The organism is Legionella genomosp. 1, assembly GCF_900640215.1.
GTDB lineage: Bacteria > Pseudomonadota > Gammaproteobacteria > Legionellales > Legionellaceae > Legionella_C > Legionella_C quinlivanii_A.
Genome location: NZ_CAAAJH010000003.1, coordinates 69,640 through 87,431, shown reverse-complemented (window position 1 = coordinate 87,431; position 17,792 = coordinate 69,640). Strand labels below are relative to the sequence as shown.

Sequence of the window (17,792 nt, the reverse complement as noted above, 5' to 3'; positions counted from 1 at the left end):
TCTAATTAACATAATCATAAACTTATTAATATTGAATATTTATGAGATGACAGACCATATTGGCCGACTAATCGGTTATGCACGCGTAAGTACCGTAGAGCAGAATCTCAATTTACAGATTGATGCCTTAATAAAAGCAGGATGCATTCGGAAGAATATTTTTATAGATAAGCTTAATCCAGGAGCGAACACTGGCAGGATTAACAGCAGCTCGAGCTCGCGGAAGAAAAGGCGGGCGGCCAAAAATCAGTGCAGATCACCCCAAAGTTATTACGGCTAAAAGAATGCATCAGGATAAACATATTTCAATCGATGAAATTTGTAGTGCTTTAAAAATATCCCGGCCTAGCTTGTATCGATACCTGAATATGTAGAGATTAAAAAATGACAAAACCATTAATAGTAGCTATGAAAATGACTTCGATGAAATCCATCGAATGATCGTATCGGCCAAATCGAAAGTCTGGCAGCAAGTGAATAGTACACTAATTTTACTTTACTGGGATATTGGTGCTTACATCAGTAAAAAAACTGTAACGGGCAGTTGGGGGCAGAGTATTTTTGAAGAGTTAGCTTTGTATTTTTTCCTGTAACGCACTATCACATTGGCTTCTTGTATCAGGCTTCGTGTTTTGCCTCTGCCGACCGGATATCCCAGAGCATTTAACGCTCTCTGCATCCGCCGGCTGCCATAGGAAAAGCCACTTTTATCAGCAATTTCTTTCACAAAATCCAGCATATACTGGTGTTGGGGATCGACTGGTTTATTGTGACAGTTTTTCCGGTAATGCAGTAAAATTAGGAGGCAATTTTTGAGAGTCGGGGCAGTTTGCCACATTTAGTTTCAACCAACCTAATTGATAAAAGGGTACGAGCCTCACTATCCATTGACAGTGAGGCCAAACCATTATTGATTAGGGGTTACAATATTGAACCAAAAATCAAAGTTGTCGATTAAACCCAATAATTGCTTTAATGACTCTTGATTGCCTTCAATTTTTAACTCATTGTTGGCTTGTGTGCTGGTAACTGTTTTTTGTTTAAGAATAATTTGATTTAAGATCTCTCTATTGATTGTAATCGTTGCATCTGCTATATCTGATTGATATCCCTTAATGTGATGCAAGCTGCCATTATTGAGCTCTACGATGTATTTCTCATTAACATCAGGGAAAACAAAATTTAATGTAAGTGTGGTATTAGCAGCTTTTATGCCATCTAATTTAACGCCTAGATAATCGAAAAACAAATCAGTACTCATTGCGCGAATAGTATCTGGACTTGCCGTGTCGGGAGTGGCGCCTTTTTGGACGCCATCACGCAATTCCTTAGCTCCGCTTAGATAGAAATTACGCCATGGGCCTGACTCTGCTTGATAGCCCATTTGCTCTAAGGCATCCGCCTCAAGATTTCTGGCTTCCTGATTGTTTGGTTCCGCAAAAACCACATGATTCATTACTTCGGCCACCCAACGATAATTTCCTTGACTGTAATCTTTTCTGGCCTGCTCCATAATTTTGGAAGCGCCCCCCATATAATCGACGTATTTTTTACTAGACTCCACAGGAACTAGAGGATGTAATGTAGCTGGATTACCGCTAAACCAACCTAAATATTTGACATAAGTTGCCTTGGTATTATGGTTCATGGTCCCATAATAGCCTCTGTTTGACCAATAATGATTTAATGTATCGGGAAGGTTCACTTTTTCAGCTATTTCATCCATAGTAAACCCTTGGTTTGCATAGTGTAGGGTTTGATCATTAATAAACCGGTACATATCGCGTTGTAATTTTAGATGCTTAACTATATTGTCTCTATTCCAAACGGGCCAGTGATGAGGCGCGAACAATACCTGAACATCGTTGCCCCAAAGATAAAGGACTTCGTTCAAATATTTAGACCAGGCCAATGGGTCTCTAATTTTGGCTCCTCGCAGAGAGTAAGTGTTATGTAAGGTATGGGTTGCATCTTCAGCAGTACATAAAGCATGGTATTCTGGGATGTAAAAAAACATTTCAGAGGGTGCTTCAGAGTCTGGTGCCATATAAAAAACAAAATCCAAGCCTGCTAAATTCAAATGTTGTTGGTTATCTTTGATGAGGTCGGTAGGGGCTATAAGTGATACTGTTCCAGATGAGGTGGTCATTCCCAAGCCTGCTCCAACTTGCCCCGTAGGTGACATAGGTAGTAAATTACCATACATGTAGCTAGCCCTTCGGCTCATCGCATTGCCAGCCATCACATTTTCAGCTACAGCAGCTTCAGTAAATCCAATAGGCGCTACAATTTTTACTTTTCCTGCTTTAACATCATCTTCTGTAACTACTCCTTTAACCCCGCCATAGTGATCGACATGGCTATGCGTATAAATAACTGCCACAACAGGTTTTTTAGGTCGGTGTTTAAAATATAAATCCAGGGAGGCTTTTGCTGTTTCCGTAGAAATTAATGGGTCAACGATCACGATGCCTTGAGGCCCTTCAATAAAGGTAATATTGGAAAGGTCAGCAGTACGCACTTGATATACATGTTCATTAACTTTAAATAACCCTCCCATTGAAACGAGCTGGGACTGTCGCCATAAACTCGGGTTAACCGTGTCTGGAGAAAGGCTGTCTTTTTTGATAAATGAAAAGTTGCTTAAATCCCATACAATAGTACCATTAGCATTTTTAATCACCCCTTTATCTGGCAAGGGGGCAATAAGCCCTTTAGATGCATTATCAAAAGACTCTTTGTCATTGAATGGCAATTCGTTTAATAAATCATCATTGGCATTTTTAGTTACTGAAGAGGCTTCTTTTGGGGCTTCATTTGAGTAAGAAGTGCTTAATATTGGTGATAGAGCTAAAATACTTAGAGCTAGTTTTTTGATTATCATATCAGTCCCTTGTTGTTCATTGTTGGCGCTTCATTGATTAAGTTTTTTATATTTTCATGAGCCTTGATTCATTCCATTATCCTAAATTTATCAATAAAGGCTTTTAACGATAAATATTTGCCATAGCCCAGATGTATTGGCATAATTTTTTTATTGAACCCCCCCAAATTATGAAGATGTAAAATTTTTTCTTTATCCTGATCATACATAGAAGCTTGTATTACTCCTTTCGGTTTGCCAAGTTTAATTCCTTTGGCAGCATGTGCCTTTAATCCCTCTTTGGTTCTCTCTGAAATAAACTCACTTTCCAGCTCCACCAGCATTGAAAAAATGGTAATCAGCACTTTATTGGTTACATTATCTTTAACTGTGGGTTTAAATCAAGATTCTGCTTAATGAGAATCAATCTTGCTTGTTTATCCTGGATAATTGTTTCTATTGTATGAAGTGTTTCCTTGAAGGAACGTCCTGGTCGTGATAATTCCGAAGCAATAACAATATCATTTGTTAATAATCCCCTTAGCCGGAAATGTCAAAAACTCTTAAAGTAAACCACCAATACCATGTCTTTCTACAATATTGAGTAATTTAAGTATTGCGCCATGGAGAAATTACTCACTCTCAATTGGAATTTTTTCTATAAAATGAATTGCCTTGCAATTTAGTGACCTTTTCTAAACGGAGATTAAATGAAAAACGGAGTCTTATTTTATGTCGAGCATTACTGCAGGTTCATCGGATCCCAAATTGATTATTCGTTCAGCGGTTCTTTATATCACATTGATAGAGAGGAGTTTGGACCCTATAAAACAATGGGGAATAAACAAAATTTGATTTACAATACAATCAATGCCCTGGCAGCTGAGCATGAACATTACGTCTGCATTCGTTTAATGCTTCAATATCACATTGGCGACTGTGGGGATCAATCCGCCTATTTAGCGGCTCTGCTATCCAATACCACTTACTTATCTAAACGCTATAGAGTGTTCTATGCAGCCTATGAAAGCGAACAGGTCAATCACGGCTTTGTACTTATTATTCCACGCTCTAATCAATTACTTCAAAGCGATCCGTTTCAAAATAAGACCAATCCAATGACTGTCGATGCCGAATTATTTTTAGATAATGAAGCCATTATTGTAGCCGATCCCTGGCGGAATAAAATTTTTCCCAATGGGATAAACCAATCGAATAATCCCTTTAACTTTAAATCTGACGTTAGTATTTCAGCGCAACAATGGGTTTTGCAGGAGTTTAAAGTCTCTAACTACTTTCAGCAGCTTCAATTGCATTGCCTAGATTCTCTGATAGAAGGTTTTGACTGTCTTGATAGAACAGTGAAGCTAGAAATTAGAGATACTGGCAATTATCAAAAAGCCTTAATCGATTCAGCGGCACACCCCGATCAAATTGAATTGACAAGAATATTGCTATGTAATATTCCATTTATACCCCTCTCCCCAACTCTCGACGATGTGTTGGCGAAAGCAAAATCCACCGCGATACTGGCTGGTAACTGCACCGGACTGGAATTGGTAAACGCCTTTATCGCCCAAAGAGAATTGGAAAAAACAAGCAAACACAATAAAGCGAGAATGGGATTTTTTAATGAAGCCATTGTGGATAGAGATCCGCTCTGTAGCAACATGTCACGTGGATCGATATCGCTAATAAAAAATAGAGATGAAGGGGGATATCAATTGAATTAATCACGAATAGCATTTCTCCCTTTCGTCAGGTTTACCGCTAGTCCTGACTACATGGGACAGTCATTCTCTTCGCTGGGAGGATAGTAATACCAGGAGCCGATAAAGAAATCGTTTTGTATGGGAAGAATGTAAAGTTTTCGGCAGGCATAATGGCCCGTGAGGTGATTTTTCCTAAACCGGCCGTTAAGCCATCCGCCTCCGGCCTTGGCTTTTGCAATCTCCTCTTGGACGACTAAAACGCCCAAATCATCTTTATACCACCATTGATTAGTCCCTATTGTTTCGGGATGAATAGGGGAGGCTAGCACCATACCATTCAGTTCAATGGCAAGAATTCGACTTGAATTTTTTTGAAACCCATTCAACGCCGTCTTTTTTCCCTCTGTCTCGATTAATATCCTGGCTTTTGTCACACGGTCCATGACCTTTTTCTCTTCGATGGTTCTTAAAGACTCCATCGCGAATATATCCAGAGCCGGGAAAGTCGCGAGTAAGAAATAAACAGTATGAGGCCCCTTGCTACAACTCATCCAATTGCTCGTTCACTAAAAAATACGGTATGTTAGCACCATCGGATAACGTTGTAAGCCAGTTCCACCGCCCGGCCAGTGTGCCTTAGTCATTGGAGGCCATTGACCAATAGTTGACACTATCCGACCGGACTTGGAGCATCGAAACTAGTTGCTTAAGTTCTTCAGAGAGCCATCTTCTAAGCGTAGGGTAATATTAGACCACTACATATCGCTATCAAGCCAAATTGAATGATGAAAACGCGCTGATTTCGGACTGGTTGCTGCAATTAGCGCAGAGCCAGCGTAATTGGGGCTTCGGTTTATGTTTCTTATACCTACGCAATGTGAAGGGATTTCCCCTGGAATCACAAACGGGTTTATCGAATCTATCGGGACTTGGAACTCAATATGCGAATAAAGCCTAAAAAGCGGTTAATGAGGGACAAGCCAGATGCCTTGCGGTACCTACTTCAATCAACGAATGTTGGTCGATGGATTTTATGCATGACCAGTTAGAGGATGGCCGTAGCTATCGCTTGTTAAATGTGATTGATGACTTCAACCGCGAAGGCCTTGCCATCGAGGTCGATCTGTCCTAGCCGGCAGAGCGCGTGGTTTGAGCGCTCAGTCAAATCATCGAGTGGCGGGGTAAACCTCGGCAAATACGTTGTGATAATGGTCCTGAATATATTAGCAAACTGCTGCAACAATGGGCGGATATAAATCAGATACAGTTGGTTTTTATTCAGCCTGGAAATCCGCAGCAAAATGCTTATATTGAACATAATCGCACCGTTAGATATGGCGGGTTAAGTCAATTTTTATTTGAAAGCATTGCAGAAGTTCAACTTCATGCGACACAATGGTTATGGACGTACAACAACGAACGTCCTAATATGGCTATTGGAGGTATTCCTCCAAGGCGAAAATTGGCCTTAGTGGCATAATCCTCTACTTTTGACTTCGGTTAAAAATGGGGGATTACCCCAACTTCTATTTGATAGTGAAGACTTAAAAGAAGGTAGTACCGCAACAATAACTTATGAAGAGACTGCATCGTTCTAATTAATCAGAATCATAGGGCAATGGCACGCTCCAAGGAATATGAATGAAATCAAAAATACTGGACTTTTTTTCTAAGTTACGAGCGAGTTATTGGTATATCCCTTTACTGATGTGCATCATTTCCCTCTTACTTGCTGTTTTAACTTTACGTTTAGATCATATGCTCGTTTGGCATTGGTTAGAAAAATGGGGTTGGTTTCATGCCAGCAATCCCGAAGGAGCTCGCAGTATTTTATCCACAATCGCCACTTCGATGATTACGGTAGCCGGAGTGACATTCTCTATGACTATTGTAGCCGTTGCTTTCGCTGGCAGTCAGGTTGGCCCAAGACTCACTTCAAATTTTATGAGGGATAGAGCAAATCAAATCACATTGGGTACTTTCATTGCTACATTTTTATTTTGCCTATTTATTTTATTAGCGCTTTTTAATGCGAATAAAGAAGGTATTCCACAGATTAATGGGCAGGTTTTTATTCCACAAATTTCTTTGCTGATGGCTATTATCTTTACTATTAGTAGTCTAGTTGTTTTAATTAGCTTTATTCATCACATCCCTGAAAGTATTAATATGTCTAATGTGATTGCCCAAGTCGGAGGAGATTTAAATAGTCAAATCAGCTGTCAATTTCCCATTAATATAGGCAAAGAACACACACAAAAATCAATAGACTTATCCTTGCTAAGGAAAACCCTTGTGAAGTCCACTAACCAGGGCTACATTCGTATCTTGGAGGGGAATTCACTAATTGATATTGCTACGAAGAATGATTTAATTATTCAATTAGAAGTAAGGCCTGGAACTTATATTACTGAAGACGCTACTCTGCTTACTATTTTTTCCTCTCAAAAGGTGGATGAGGATATACAGAAACAATGTACTGATGTGTTTGCATTAGGCCACAAACGCAATCAAGAGCAGGACATCCTTTTTCTAGTAGATGAAATGGTTGAAATCATTGCTCGTGCTTTATCACCAGGTATTAATGATCCTTTCACAGCGATGACCTGTTTGGATTGGCTTCAATCAAGCATACAAAAATTATCAAAAACGGACGAGCCTTCGGCCTATAGAGCAGATATTGAGAATAAATTACGATTAATAACTAAACCGATTTCCTTTCAGGAGTTTTGTGATCTAATGTTTAGTAGAGTACAACCTTATGTATGTAAGGATAGGAATGCAACTTTTCATCTGATGGAAGTGATTATTTCTATACATAAAAACATCACTAATATCATACATAAATCTATTTTAGCCAATCAGGCACTATCCCTTAAAGAAGCTGCAAATGAAAGTCTTCCGCTAAAAGAGGACCGTAAAAAACTTTTAAGCTTATATGAGCATCATTTTATTAAGGAAAAAGACTAGTTTATTTCTTCTGCTTCCTGGCCATTTGTTTCAGGTAATTATACCCCATACACGTCCTAATATAGTCGCAGTAACAGATCCCAGTAATATTCCCAATTTTGCGGCATTTAAAATTTTTATATCATTAAAAGCTAACATGGCAATAAACATTGACATGGTAGATCCAATTCATGTAAGAAGGCTTACCAACCAAATACCTTTCCATGTCATACCATCTGGTAAATTACACCATTTTAACTTAACACAAATCCAACTAATTCCAACGATCCCTATAGGTTTTCCACAAACTAGCGCTACAGCAATACCGGTTATATTAGATAACTCTGGAGCAGAATAAGTGCCTCCACTGAGATAGGGTTTCCGCATCATATTTGATAGGAAATATGCTGGATTGGCTAATAGCATTTCTGATCAGTATGTTGCTTTATTTGGACAAACTACATTCCATTCAGCGCTTTCACCATTGCATTGACTATTTTAAGGATAACGGGACAAATGTAAGGGGTAGATTAAGTTGATTCATTTAACCGGAAAAAAAATTTCGAGTACCAATAAAAATTATCTCTCTAAATTCAGATTTATTTATTTTCTCCTTATAAAACCCAATCAGCTCAATTATCATTTCCTGAATTTTTGCCTTTAAATAAGGAAGTTCGTCATCAAATATAATAGTTAAAATACCGTTTTCAAAATTATATTTATTTAATTTTTTTAAGATCGCCTTCTCAAAAAGGTCTTTCAATTGTAATACAAATTCCGAGTCGATTATGGCTTGGCTTTCAGTGTATATTATTTTTTTTTGCCCGATGCGTTTGTCATTGTTGGTCACTGGCTTGTTATTGTAATGCCCCCCAAATAAACCGGTCCACCTAGTTTTAAATTAACGACTAGGAATAGGACTAGTAATATGAATATAATAACAATAGAATGTAACGAAATAATTCACTTCAGTCGTAAGCGAAAACGTTGGACAGCTTACGAAAAACAACAAATTGTTCATGAAACCTACCAAACAGGCGTAACAGTATCCTTTATTGCACGCAAACACGGTATTCCTCCCAGTCAACTATTTTACTGGCGAAAAATAATGGAGAACGGTGCATTGACCAGCGTTAAAACAGAAGAAGAACGGTTCGCGGGATTCAGTAAGATCTGCTCACCTTCACTTAGAACATAAGTATTACTCTAAATCGATTAAATGATTGCTTTTATTGATATATCTTGAAATGATAAAGCCACTTGCCTGGATTTATCAAAAGGAGTTCAGATGTACAGAAGCGAGTTGGTAACCCATTACTCAAGTGGTTCCAAGTTTTTTCATTGGCTTATCGCCTTATTGGTACTTGGAATGCTCGCGGTGGGATTTTTCCTTGATGAGATCCCTGATCAGTATGCAGCAACAGCGTATATGGTTCACAAGTCATTAGGCTTGAGTATTCTTTTGCTGGTTATACTGCGGATTATCTGGTTAATTAAAAGTGGAAGACCTCCATTACCAGAAAATGTTCCACTTTGGGAAAAAATCCTTTCCCGCGTAGTGCAATATTCTATGTATTTATTTCTTATATTAATGCCGCTTTCAGGATGGATTATGTCGGTTGCAGCTGATCGCACTCCAAGCTATTTTGGTTTTTTCAATGTTCCGTTTCCAGGGGTTAAGCCGGACAAAAGCCTGTCCGATTTAATGTTTGAGTTTCATGAAACCATCGCCTGGATCCTGATTGCATTGATTGCTCTACACGTTGCAGGCGCTTTAAAACATCATTTTATTGATAGAGATGATGTATTAAGGAAAATGCTGCCGGGCTCAAATAAGTAACTCGCAGTTTCTACAGTAAGGTTAATTAAACTGTCCTCCCCGCGAAGGCGTTGTTGCGTAAATAGAACCAAGAAACTAAACTGTTGTCTTTGCGAACAAAGTGAAGCAATCCAGCTCGAGCTTGAATAGAGTTAGGATCTGGATTGCTTCACTAACGCTCGCAAAGACGGTTTTTGTGTACCTAACTTAATGGCAGTAAAAGCCAGGCGGGGTTATATGCTTTCCTGTAGCCTGACAGAATTCTGGTGCCCTTCAAAATAAACCATCTCGGGATGTTCAAAATGAATACTCGCTGCGACCAGATAGTGGTTGTTTTCTAAAGGACAAAAGTCGACAAGTTCTCCCAGCTCGCTATTTCTATCATCCGCTAAAATACGCTGCCCAAGGACTAATGGCTCATCAGTCTCAATGAGATAAATCGCAAGTTTATGCTTAAGCTTGGCTTTGTAATGGGTGCGGGCGATGATCTCCTGTCCTTTATAACAGCCTTTCTGGAAATCGAGATAGCCTGCCAGATGCAAATCCAGCCGATGCGGTAGAAAAAGTCCACGGGAAGAGGGATAAATTTCTATTTGCTTGCGTCGAAGCTGTAGCTGATGCCATGCCAGGGAACCATAGAATTGCTCTTGTGCAATAAAACTATTTTTAAGATCATTGCTTCGGCTTATGATTTGGTAGTAATTATTTCCAAGAGAATAACAGCAAAAAACATCATTGGACACAAGCTCATATTGCTGTTCGGGTAGTTCAATGCCCAAATGGGCGAGAGGTAGAGAGCCGGGTGGGGCATATAAGCCAAAAATGAAGAAATCAGAAACAGCCTGCAATTTAACCCGGCTAAGCATGGCTGGTTTGTTTAGTGACTCAATGGTTTTATCACATAAATCATTTGGTACAACCAAATAGTAGCGTTGCCAGCTGATAATATCTGCCAGGCTTAAAATTCTGCCTTTCAGGTTACAGAATGCTCCCTGACGCATCTGGTCAGATGTCACTTTTGAAACATCACAGCTTAATTGGCCCTGGAGAAATTCCATTGATTTATTACCGCTGACTTCGATAAGTGCCAGGTAACTCAAATCAAAAAGTGTTGCAGACTCTTCTCCCAGCGGAAATAGCCCGCTCTCTTTGGGGGAGTCAATTTTAGTATAAACTCGGTTATCAATTCGAATAGTGTTCATAAAAGCGCCAGATAACAATAAATTTGCAGTACATTAGCATTGTATTGTAACATTTGGCGATTTTTAAAATACATAAATTATGATAGATCCAATTAGAAAAGCCAGAATTGAATGGCGATGCCGCAGAGGAATGCTTGAACTTGATTTGCTGTTCCAGTCTTTTCTTGAGTTTAGTTTTGCCGAGATGAAGGATGAGCAGTTTGATACGCTGGAAAGATTGTTAAGCTGTGATGATCCGGATTTGTATAATTGGTTGATGACAGAAGAATCGCCTGAGGATAAGGAGTTATCCGAACTTGTACAATTCATTAAGTTGCGGCATAGAGTTAAATAGATCGCCAAACTATATCAAAACAGCCTCCATACTGTATCTGTTTGCATTCCATATGTTAATGGCATCTTCTCTTCTGCTGTTTTTAAAACTTATCTTGAGTTGCCTGATTATTCTCCAGATGCTTTATATTCTGAAGTCTCCTTATCCTTCAGGGAAAATCAGCATCCAGTATCTCTATGATGAATGGATTCTTAACAAAAACGGACAGCGCATAATCTTCACTCGGCGTAGAGTTTTGTTAAACACCGGACTATTTTTTCTTCTCGAGTTGTCCTCCCCAGAACAGCGAAAAATCATACCTATATTCCTCGATCAGTTATCTCATACAGAATTTCGCTCAATTATCCTCGGTTTGAATGTGAATGAGTTATAATCAATAAGAACAATGTTAAAGCAATTGTTTCTTATGACGATAAATCAGATGTGAGCAATTAAAGAGCATATCATGGCTGCGCTAGAAAAAGATCTAGATAGGGAATTGGTGAACCAGGCGCGAAGCGGAGAAAGAGCGGCTATTGGGAGACTTTTGTGCCATTATCGTCCCACCATTGTATACCAGATCAGAGCGCAGGTAGATGAGATGGCTGATGTAGAAGATCTCGCTCAGGAAGTTTGCATTAAAGTGTTTCGTTTTATCAATCAATTTGATCATAAAGCTAATTTTAAGACCTGGTTATACAAGATTACCCAAACGACAATTATTAATTATTATCGAAGCCGGCGTCTGGATACTGTAGAAATTTTCAATGAAGAACCCGATACGCAGGACAGCTCACCCGAGCAAGAGGCGATTCGTTTGGAACTCAGTGAGAAGATAACCAGATTTCTGCTGAGTTTACCAAAAACTCTGCAGAAGTGTTTTTATCTATACAGTGTTTTAGGATTGGCTTATGAAGAGATTGCTCGCAGAATGCATTGTCCATTAGGCACAGTCCGCTCAAGAATACACCGTATTCGCTCAACAATTCTCGTTATTCTCAAATAGATTTTTTTGTCATTGATCTTGCTATTATCTTGTTCGATAGCTGTGCTAGAATGTGGCATTTGATAATAACACGAATAAAAATGCTCGAAAGCGACCGTTTGATAAGTGCTGTCCAAATTGGCTCAGAAGAAGCTATCGATCGAGCGATCCGCCCATTGAATCTTGATGATTATATCGGCCAGGATGCGGTTCGCACTCAAATGCGCATTTTTATTGAAGCGGCCAGAAAGCGATATGACGCGCTTGATCATGTTCTCGTATTCGGACCTCCAGGCTTGGGTAAAACCACTCTTGCAGGTATTATTGCTCATGAAATGGGGGTCAATCTTCGCCAGACGTCCGGGCCAGTATTAGAAAAAGCAGGTGACATTGCAGCTTTATTAACCAATTTAGAAGAAAACGATATTTTATTTATCGATGAAATTCATCGATTAAGCCCAGTTATTGAAGAAATCCTTTATCCTGCGATGGAAGATTATAAACTGGATATTATGATTGGCGAAGGACCAGCCGCTCGCTCCATAAAACTCGAATTACCTCCATTTACACTGGTGGGAGCCACCACCCGAGCAGGCTTGCTGACCTCCCCATTAAGAGATCGCTTCGGCATTGTTCAGCGCCTGGAATTCTACTCCACTGATTCCTTAACCCAAATCGTGAAGCGTTCAGCCAATCTGCTTAAAGTAAGCACAGAAGAAGCTGGTGCAAAAGAAATTGCCTTACGTTCACGAGGAACACCTCGAATTGCCAATCGTTTGCTCCGGCGCGTGCGAGATTATGCTGAGGTTTGCGGGGAAGGTATTATCACTCTGCATATGGCGAAAAAAGCACTTGAGATGCTTGATATCGATAAAAATGGTTTCGATATGATGGACCGAAAATTATTGCTGGCAGTTATTGAGCGTTTTGATGGTGGCCCTGTCGGGGTTGACAGTATCGCTGCGGCTATTGGTGAAGAGAAAGGAACGATTGAAGACGTGCTGGAGCCCTTCTTAATTCAGCAGGGATTTCTGATGCGTACCCCAAGAGGCCGTGTCGCTTCAGTCCAGGCGTACCATCTTTTTGGATTACAGCCTGCGGAGCGCATCTAGTGTCTCAATTTACGCATTCCAGCCAGTTTCGTGTTTATGCCGAAGATACCGATTTCATGGGTATCGTTTATTATGCCAATTATCTGAAATTTTGCGAAAGAGCAAGAACCGAGATGTTGCGAAGTAATGGCCTGGTACTTACTGAGTTAGCAAAGCAGGACTGCCATTTTGTTATCACAGATGTGGAATTAAAATACAAACAGCCTGCCAGATTAGATGATCTTATAACTATTACCTGTAATATAAAAAATAAAACGGCATGCAGTATTGTATTTGAACAAATCATAAAGAATGAGCATAATAGCGAGCTTTGCAGTGCATTGGTGACAATCGTCTGTGTAAACAGTCATACCAAGCCGCGGCGCTTGCCAGATCGATTCAATTTATTGCAAAAATGACATTATCTGTCATTGTGGAAAGACAAATTTTTTGAAATTATTGAGTTACGTCAAAATCAACTTCTAAAATGCTGGAGGAATACAGTGGGAACCCATGCGAGCGTATTAGCGTATTTTATACAGGCAGGCCTGGTCGTTAAAACAGTGATGCTGATTTTGCTTGTCGCTTCGATTACGTCCTGGACACTTATTTTACAAAGAGCCTGGTATTTCAAGCGCAAAAAGCTTGAGTGCGACAGCTTCAGCCAGCGATTCTGGGATAGTAGCGACCTAAGCAAGCTCTATGCTGATGTTGATGGCAATCCGGATAGCAAGCATGGCCTGGCTTCGATCTTTCATTCGGGTTTCAAAGAATATGTTCGCACAAGAAAGCAGGGCTCGATTGCCCTGGAGCCTATTCAGCGAGTTATGCAAATTACTCATAATAAGGAAGCAATTCAGCTGGAGCAGCACCTGCCTTTTTTTGCGTCAGTGGGGTCCATTGCACCTTACATCGGTTTATTTGGAACCGTTTGGGGCATTATGACGTCATTCCAGGCTTTAGGGCAGGCTTCCCAGGCGACTATCGCAATGGTTGCTCCCGGAATTTCTGAGGCATTAGTGGCAACAGCCCTTGGACTGTTTACTGCCATACCCGCGGTGATTGCTTTTAATCGTTATTCTACCAGAGCCACTGGTATATTGGAGCAATACGATTTATTTCAGGATGAGCTTATCGCATTAATCGAGCAACAAACCACTGTACCGATTAGAGGATAACTTCTATGTTAAGAAAAAGAAGAAAACCAGGTGCCGGTCCCATTGCGGAAATCAATGTGGTTCCCTATATCGATGTGATGCTGGTGCTGCTGGTTATTTTTATGATTACCGCGCCGATGTTGTCACAGGGGGTAACTGTTGACCTGCCCAAAGCGGCGTCGACAGAATCATTAAAAGACAGTGAGCGTGAGCCGATTATTGTATCCGTTAATCAGCAAGGCGATTATTTTCTGAATATTAATGCCCAGCCTGAGCTGCCGATTGAGCCTCATGCGCTAGTGGTCAGGGTTGCGGCTGAACTTGAGCTTGCGAAGCAGAATAACCAGTCTGTTAATGTGCTGGTTAAAGGTGATCAGGGCGTTCCTTATGGGAAGGTGGTGTCTGCTATGGGCTTTTTGAAACAGGCAGGTGCTGAAAAAGTTGGCTTAATGACCGACTCCACCCAGGAAACGGAGATGCAGGGATGATAAATGATATGACTTATCGTAAGGCATTTATCGCTGCCTTAATTCTGCATTTCGGCCTGATACTTTTTCTTTTGCAGGATTCATCCAGTAACGAACACCCCGTTTTGGTCGCTGACAATAAAAACACACCGGGGCAGATGTTGCCTATCGAGCAGGTCGAGCAGCCAAAACAGCAGGAAATTGTAAAAGCGGTAAGCGTGGATAGCCAGGAAGTCATGGAAACAATTAACCGTCTCAAACAGGAAAAACTACAGCAGCAAAAGGCTGAGCAGGCGAGACAGCAGGCTTTGACAAAACAGGCTGAGGATGCACGAAAAGAGCGGCTGCGCGAACAGCAGCGATTGGCCAGGTTGAAAGATGAGGCGGCAAAGCTGGCAATACAGCGTAAAAAGCAAATTGAAGAAGAACAAAAACGCCTCAAACAACTGGCATTGCAAAAAGAGCAGGAAGCCAAGCGTCTGGAAGAGTTAAAGCGTAAACAGCAACAGTTGGAAAAACAACAGCAGGAAGCAGAAAAACAGGCTGAGCTTAAAAAAAAACAGGATGAGTTGAAGGCGAAGGAAGCCCTGCAGCTGGCTGAGAAGCAGGCTGCGGAAAAAGCCGCTGCTGATAAACTGGCCGCAGAAAAGGCAGCGGCAGACAAAGCGGCCGCAGAGGCTAAAGCTGCTCAGCAAAAACTCGCTGCTCAGCAGCAAGCTGCCCAGGAAGCGGCCCAGCAGGCCAGGCTGGCTGGTGAAGTCGACAAATACAAGGCGATGATTGTGAACGCGATTGGCAGACAGTGGATTCTGCCTGAAAACGTGGACAGTCATTTATCCAGTCAGTTCCGAATTCGTCTGGCGCCTGATGGAGCGGTACTGGAAGTGACTCTGATGCGCAGCAGCGGGGATCCCATACTCGATCGCTCCGCCCAAACCGCTATATATAAAGCATCGCCATTGCCGGTGCCAAGTGATCCGGAAACATTTAATTTATTCCGCGATATCAGTTTAACCGTTAGACCCGAGAACGTTAGGGGGTAATTATTGTGTCTATGAAAAAACTTCTGACCTGTTTTTTAACGCTTGTATCAAGCCATCTTTTTGCGCTTGATTTGGAATTGACCCAGGGTATCAGCTCAGCCTTGCCCATCGGAATCAATTCATTCGGAGAAAACAGCAGTGCCCAGGAAATCACGTCAGTAATTAATAACGATCTGCGCTTGTCGGGTCAATTCAAAATTATCAGCCTGCCTGCCATGGAAATGAATGGCGTTGGCGCCTGGAAACAGGCGGGTGCTGACAGCGTATTGACTGGGCGGGTAACTCCGATAGGTTCAAACCGCTATGATATCAGTTTTGAATTATTGGATACGGTCAGCCAAAACAAATTGCTGCTTTCCAAAAGTTTCCAGGTAAGTGCCAATGATATTCGTCCACTGGCGCACCATATCAGTGATATGGTTTATGAAAAACTGACTGGTGAACGGGGTATTTTCTCAACCCGAATCGCCTATGTTCTGGTTCAAAGAGCTGCAGGCCGTGCCCGCTACTCTCTCGAAGTTGCAGATGCTGATGGTTATAACCCGCAAAGCCTGCTGGTTTCGCCTGAACCGATCATGTCGCCTTCCTGGTCGCCGGATGGCAGCAAAATTGCCTATGTTTCATTCGAGAAAAGAAAGGCACAGATTTTTATTGTTTCAGTTGAGTCCGGGAAACGGCAATTAGTCACTGATTTTTCTGGTATTAATGGCGCGCCGACCTGGTCGCCTGATGGTCGTCAGTTGGCGGTTGTATTATCCAAGAGTGGTAGTCCCAAAATTTACAGCATCGATCTTTCTTCAGGAAGCATGAAGCAATTAACCTTTGGCGACTCTATTGATACCGAACCGCGCTATACTCCTGATGGCCGTTCCCTCATATTTACTTCAGGCCGTGGTGGTTCTCCACAGGTATATAAACTGTCTCTGGCTGACGGCAGCATTAACCGTATCACTTATGATGGAAACTATAACGCGCGGGCAATGTTTACCCCGGATCAGAAACATCTGGTGATGTATCACCGCGACAATGGCAAATTCAATATTGGTGTACAGGATATGAATAGCGGTCAGGTGAGTCTGCTGACCTTTGCTTCACTTGATGAATCGCCTTCTGTATCTCCTAATGGCCGATTGGTACTCTATGCAACACGTTTCCAGGACAAAGGCGTGTTAGGGGTTGTTTCAATTGACGGACGCATTCGTTTACGTCTCCCTGCTCGCCAGGGTGATGTTCAGGAACCTGCCTGGTCACCTTATTTAGGGTAAATGATGAATCTGATAAGGACGTTTGTTTATTTATTTTTCTTATTATTTGTTAATATGGCCCATAGCTGGAATGCTTTGGGTCACCGTTTGGTGGCGCAGATTGCCTATAATCATTTGACGAAAGAAACAAAGCAGGCGGTTAATCACTATAATCATCAATTGGATCGGTTATATAAGCCGCTTTCATTTGTTAATGCAGGACCCTGGATGGATACTCTGCGTTTTCAAAACGATTTATGGTTACAGTCTCTCCATTATGTAGATATTCCTTTCAGCCGTGATGGCACTTCTCTGGTGCCCCCAGATAAAAACAACGCCGTGCTGGCTTTGAACAAAGCAATTGCCACGCTTAAAAAGCGTCAATCCACTCCCTTTGATAAAGGCTTTAGTCTGAGGATTTTATTGCATGTCACTGGTGACATACACCAGCCCATGCATGCGGTCAGTGAATTTAGCCGACGGTTTCCCGAAGGCGACGCGGGAGGCAATTTTCTTATTCTTGGACAAAACCCGGTTGCAAGAAATCTCCATTCCTATTGGGATAATGGCGGCGGGTTACTTAAAACTGGCTATTTGAATGCTGCTCAGCTTAACAGAAAGGCTAAATATCTTGAAAAAAAATGGCCCTGCGATACCGCTTCTCAGGTTATAAATCCTGAAAGCTGGTCTGAAGAATCCTACGACCTGGCAGTCAATCTCGCTTATCGTATTCAATACGGTGAAATACCATCCAAAGCTTATGAGAACGACGTTAAAACGGCGGTAGAAAAAAGAATCACACTGGCCGGCTGCCGCTTAGCAGTGATACTTAATGACATCTTTGGACATAGTGAGTAGTGCAAGTTCTACTCATTCTCCCAGGGGCTCTCAAAATCTATAACCCGCGCTGTTGCATAAATGGATAGGTACACACAAAACCGTCTTTG

At 41.3% G+C, this 17,792-nt stretch carries 21 protein-coding genes and 4 pseudogenes; 17 read left to right on the top strand and 8 right to left on the bottom strand.

The features are described 5' to 3' along the window. Positions 1–46: 46 nt before the first annotated feature. The 3 genes and pseudogenes from E1O89_RS15725 to E1O89_RS15770 form a co-directional block, all read left to right on the top strand. Positions 47–178 (top strand): annotated as a pseudogene (locus E1O89_RS15725) (recombinase family protein); the annotation flags it as partial. 106 nt (positions 179–284) lie between these two features. Continuing rightward, positions 285–374 carry a helix-turn-helix domain-containing protein gene (locus E1O89_RS15720; protein WP_316043236.1) on the top strand — a complete coding sequence of 30 codons (90 nt, stop codon included), beginning with the start codon at positions 285–287 and terminating at the stop codon, positions 372–374. A 63-nt stretch (positions 375–437) separates the two neighbouring features. Next, positions 438–515: pseudogene (locus E1O89_RS15770) on the top strand (hypothetical protein); the annotation flags it as partial. Here E1O89_RS15770 and E1O89_RS15765 read toward each other — a convergent pair. From E1O89_RS15765 to E1O89_RS15760, 4 genes are all read right to left on the bottom strand, one after another. Next, positions 515–838: an IS3 family transposase gene (locus E1O89_RS15765; protein ID WP_133139092.1), complete on the bottom strand. Its 324-nt coding sequence runs from the start codon at positions 836–838 to the stop codon at positions 515–517. The pseudogene E1O89_RS15770 and the gene E1O89_RS15765 sit on opposite strands and share 1 nt — an antisense overlap. Before the next feature lie 69 nt (positions 839–907). Then, positions 908–2,884: an alkyl/aryl-sulfatase gene (locus E1O89_RS04230; protein WP_133139091.1), complete on the bottom strand. Its 1,977-nt coding sequence runs from the start codon at positions 2,882–2,884 to the stop codon at positions 908–910. A 68-nt stretch (positions 2,885–2,952) separates the two neighbouring features. Beyond that, complete coding sequence (locus E1O89_RS15560; RefSeq protein WP_133139090.1) at positions 2,953–3,228, bottom strand: recombinase family protein; 276 nt, start codon at positions 3,226–3,228, stop codon at positions 2,953–2,955. Positions 3,229–3,236: 8 nt separating this feature from the next. Next, on the bottom strand, positions 3,237–3,377 hold the full coding sequence (locus E1O89_RS15760; protein ID WP_410054759.1) for a hypothetical protein: 141 nt from the start codon (positions 3,375–3,377) through the stop codon (positions 3,237–3,239). Between the two features lie 196 nt (positions 3,378–3,573). On the opposite strand from E1O89_RS15760, the gene E1O89_RS04220 reads away from it, so the two are divergent. After that, complete coding sequence (locus E1O89_RS04220; RefSeq protein WP_133139089.1) at positions 3,574–4,596, top strand: hypothetical protein; 1,023 nt, start codon at positions 3,574–3,576, stop codon at positions 4,594–4,596. A gap of 47 nt (positions 4,597–4,643) precedes the next feature. Here E1O89_RS04220 and E1O89_RS04215 read toward each other — a convergent pair whose 3' ends face one another. Continuing rightward, a complete protein-coding gene (locus tag E1O89_RS04215; RefSeq protein ID WP_133139088.1) occupies positions 4,644–5,126 on the bottom strand; it encodes a cache domain-containing protein in 483 nt (160 codons plus the stop codon). A gap of 203 nt (positions 5,127–5,329) precedes the next feature. On the opposite strand from E1O89_RS04215, the pseudogene E1O89_RS04210 reads away from it, so the two are divergent. Further along, a pseudogene (locus E1O89_RS04210) lies at positions 5,330–6,055 on the top strand (IS3 family transposase); the annotation flags it as partial. 161 nt (positions 6,056–6,216) lie between these two features. After that, positions 6,217–7,545 carry a DUF2254 domain-containing protein gene (locus E1O89_RS04205; protein WP_133139087.1) on the top strand — a complete coding sequence of 443 codons (1,329 nt, stop codon included), beginning with the start codon at positions 6,217–6,219 and terminating at the stop codon, positions 7,543–7,545. A gap of 30 nt (positions 7,546–7,575) precedes the next feature. Here E1O89_RS04205 and E1O89_RS15755 read toward each other — a convergent pair. Continuing rightward, a pseudogene (locus tag E1O89_RS15755) lies at positions 7,576–7,911 on the bottom strand (Na+/H+ antiporter NhaA). 157 nt (positions 7,912–8,068) lie between these two features. Then, positions 8,069–8,374, bottom strand: coding sequence for a hypothetical protein (locus E1O89_RS04195; RefSeq protein ID WP_133139086.1), 306 nt, complete (start codon positions 8,372–8,374; stop codon positions 8,069–8,071). Positions 8,375–8,452: 78 nt separating this feature from the next. Between E1O89_RS04195 and E1O89_RS15750 the strand changes: the two genes are divergently transcribed. Together E1O89_RS15750 and E1O89_RS04185 are read left to right on the top strand one after the other, a co-directional pair. Beyond that, positions 8,453–8,722, top strand: a complete 270-nt coding sequence (locus E1O89_RS15750; protein ID WP_133139085.1) for a transposase — start codon at positions 8,453–8,455, stop codon at positions 8,720–8,722. A gap of 90 nt (positions 8,723–8,812) precedes the next feature. Then, on the top strand, positions 8,813–9,364 hold the full coding sequence (locus E1O89_RS04185) for a cytochrome b (RefSeq protein ID WP_133139084.1): 552 nt from the start codon (positions 8,813–8,815) through the stop codon (positions 9,362–9,364). Between the two features lie 212 nt (positions 9,365–9,576). Here the strand turns inward: E1O89_RS04185 and E1O89_RS04180 are convergent, their stop codons facing one another. Further along, a complete protein-coding gene (locus E1O89_RS04180; RefSeq protein WP_133139083.1) occupies positions 9,577–10,545 on the bottom strand; it encodes a YgfZ/GcvT domain-containing protein in 969 nt (322 codons plus the stop codon). Between the two features lie 79 nt (positions 10,546–10,624). Here E1O89_RS04180 and E1O89_RS04175 point away from each other — a divergent pair, with 79 nt between their 5' ends. From E1O89_RS04175 to E1O89_RS04135, 9 genes are all read left to right on the top strand, one after another. Further along, positions 10,625–10,879, top strand: coding sequence for a succinate dehydrogenase assembly factor 2 (locus tag E1O89_RS04175; RefSeq protein WP_133139082.1), 255 nt, complete (start codon positions 10,625–10,627; stop codon positions 10,877–10,879). A 445-nt stretch (positions 10,880–11,324) separates the two neighbouring features. Further along, positions 11,325–11,864: a sigma-70 family RNA polymerase sigma factor gene (locus E1O89_RS04170; RefSeq protein ID WP_133139081.1), complete on the top strand. Its 540-nt coding sequence runs from the start codon at positions 11,325–11,327 to the stop codon at positions 11,862–11,864. 80 nt (positions 11,865–11,944) lie between these two features. Further along, positions 11,945–12,955 (top strand): Holliday junction branch migration DNA helicase RuvB, encoded by a 1,011-nt coding sequence (gene ruvB / locus E1O89_RS04165; protein WP_133139080.1) that lies wholly within the window; start codon positions 11,945–11,947, stop codon positions 12,953–12,955. Next, entirely contained in the window at positions 12,955–13,353 is a 399-nt protein-coding gene (gene ybgC / locus E1O89_RS04160) for a tol-pal system-associated acyl-CoA thioesterase (protein ID WP_165483057.1), read from the top strand. Before ruvB ends, ybgC begins: the two co-directional genes overlap by 1 nt. A gap of 84 nt (positions 13,354–13,437) precedes the next feature. Continuing rightward, positions 13,438–14,112, top strand: a complete 675-nt coding sequence (tolQ, locus tag E1O89_RS04155) for a protein TolQ (RefSeq protein WP_133139079.1) — start codon at positions 13,438–13,440, stop codon at positions 14,110–14,112. A gap of 5 nt (positions 14,113–14,117) precedes the next feature. Beyond that, positions 14,118–14,579 carry a protein TolR gene (tolR, locus tag E1O89_RS04150; protein ID WP_112219733.1) on the top strand — a complete coding sequence of 154 codons (462 nt, stop codon included), beginning with the start codon at positions 14,118–14,120 and terminating at the stop codon, positions 14,577–14,579. Continuing rightward, positions 14,576–15,601 (top strand): cell envelope integrity protein TolA, encoded by a 1,026-nt coding sequence (tolA, locus tag E1O89_RS04145; protein WP_133139078.1) that lies wholly within the window; start codon positions 14,576–14,578, stop codon positions 15,599–15,601. The genes tolR and tolA overlap by 4 nt, the downstream gene beginning before the upstream one ends. Positions 15,602–15,612: 11 nt before the next feature. Next, the gene (gene tolB, locus E1O89_RS04140) at positions 15,613–16,866 is read left to right on the top strand and encodes a Tol-Pal system beta propeller repeat protein TolB (protein ID WP_058506632.1); all 1,254 of its coding nucleotides are present in this window, start codon (positions 15,613–15,615) and stop codon (positions 16,864–16,866) included. Further along, positions 16,867–17,703, top strand: a complete 837-nt coding sequence (locus tag E1O89_RS04135) for a S1/P1 nuclease (RefSeq protein WP_133139077.1) — start codon at positions 16,867–16,869, stop codon at positions 17,701–17,703. Positions 17,704–17,792 lie beyond the last annotated feature (89 nt).

Bases quoted from the DNA above. Each gene is read 5' to 3' on its own strand.
- E1O89_RS04215 (WP_133139088.1), bottom strand. From the start codon at position 5,126: ATGAGTTGTAGCAAGGGGCCTCATACTGTTTATTTCTTACTCGCGACT.
- E1O89_RS04205 (WP_133139087.1), top strand. From the start codon at position 6,217: ATGAAATCAAAAATACTGGACTTTTTTTCTAAGTTACGAGCGAGTTAT.
- E1O89_RS04135 (WP_133139077.1), top strand. From the start codon at position 16,867: ATGATGAATCTGATAAGGACGTTTGTTTATTTATTTTTCTTATTATTT.
- E1O89_RS04230 (WP_133139091.1), bottom strand. From the start codon at position 2,884: ATGATAATCAAAAAACTAGCTCTAAGTATTTTAGCTCTATCACCAATA.
- tolB (WP_058506632.1), top strand. From the start codon at position 15,613: ATGAAAAAACTTCTGACCTGTTTTTTAACGCTTGTATCAAGCCATCTT.
- E1O89_RS15750 (WP_133139085.1), top strand. From the start codon at position 8,453: ATGAATATAATAACAATAGAATGTAACGAAATAATTCACTTCAGTCGT.
- E1O89_RS04185 (WP_133139084.1), top strand. From the start codon at position 8,813: ATGTACAGAAGCGAGTTGGTAACCCATTACTCAAGTGGTTCCAAGTTT.
- E1O89_RS04170 (WP_133139081.1), top strand. From the start codon at position 11,325: ATGGCTGCGCTAGAAAAAGATCTAGATAGGGAATTGGTGAACCAGGCG.
- E1O89_RS04220 (WP_133139089.1), top strand. From the start codon at position 3,574: ATGAAAAACGGAGTCTTATTTTATGTCGAGCATTACTGCAGGTTCATC.
- E1O89_RS15720 (WP_316043236.1), top strand. From the start codon at position 285: ATGCATCAGGATAAACATATTTCAATCGATGAAATTTGTAGTGCTTTA.
- ruvB (WP_133139080.1), top strand. From the start codon at position 11,945: ATGCTCGAAAGCGACCGTTTGATAAGTGCTGTCCAAATTGGCTCAGAA.
- E1O89_RS04180 (WP_133139083.1), bottom strand. From the start codon at position 10,545: ATGAACACTATTCGAATTGATAACCGAGTTTATACTAAAATTGACTCC.
- tolA (WP_133139078.1), top strand. From the start codon at position 14,576: ATGATAAATGATATGACTTATCGTAAGGCATTTATCGCTGCCTTAATT.
- E1O89_RS15765 (WP_133139092.1), bottom strand. From the start codon at position 838: ATGTGGCAAACTGCCCCGACTCTCAAAAATTGCCTCCTAATTTTACTG.
- E1O89_RS04175 (WP_133139082.1), top strand. From the start codon at position 10,625: ATGATAGATCCAATTAGAAAAGCCAGAATTGAATGGCGATGCCGCAGA.
- tolR (WP_112219733.1), top strand. From the start codon at position 14,118: ATGTTAAGAAAAAGAAGAAAACCAGGTGCCGGTCCCATTGCGGAAATC.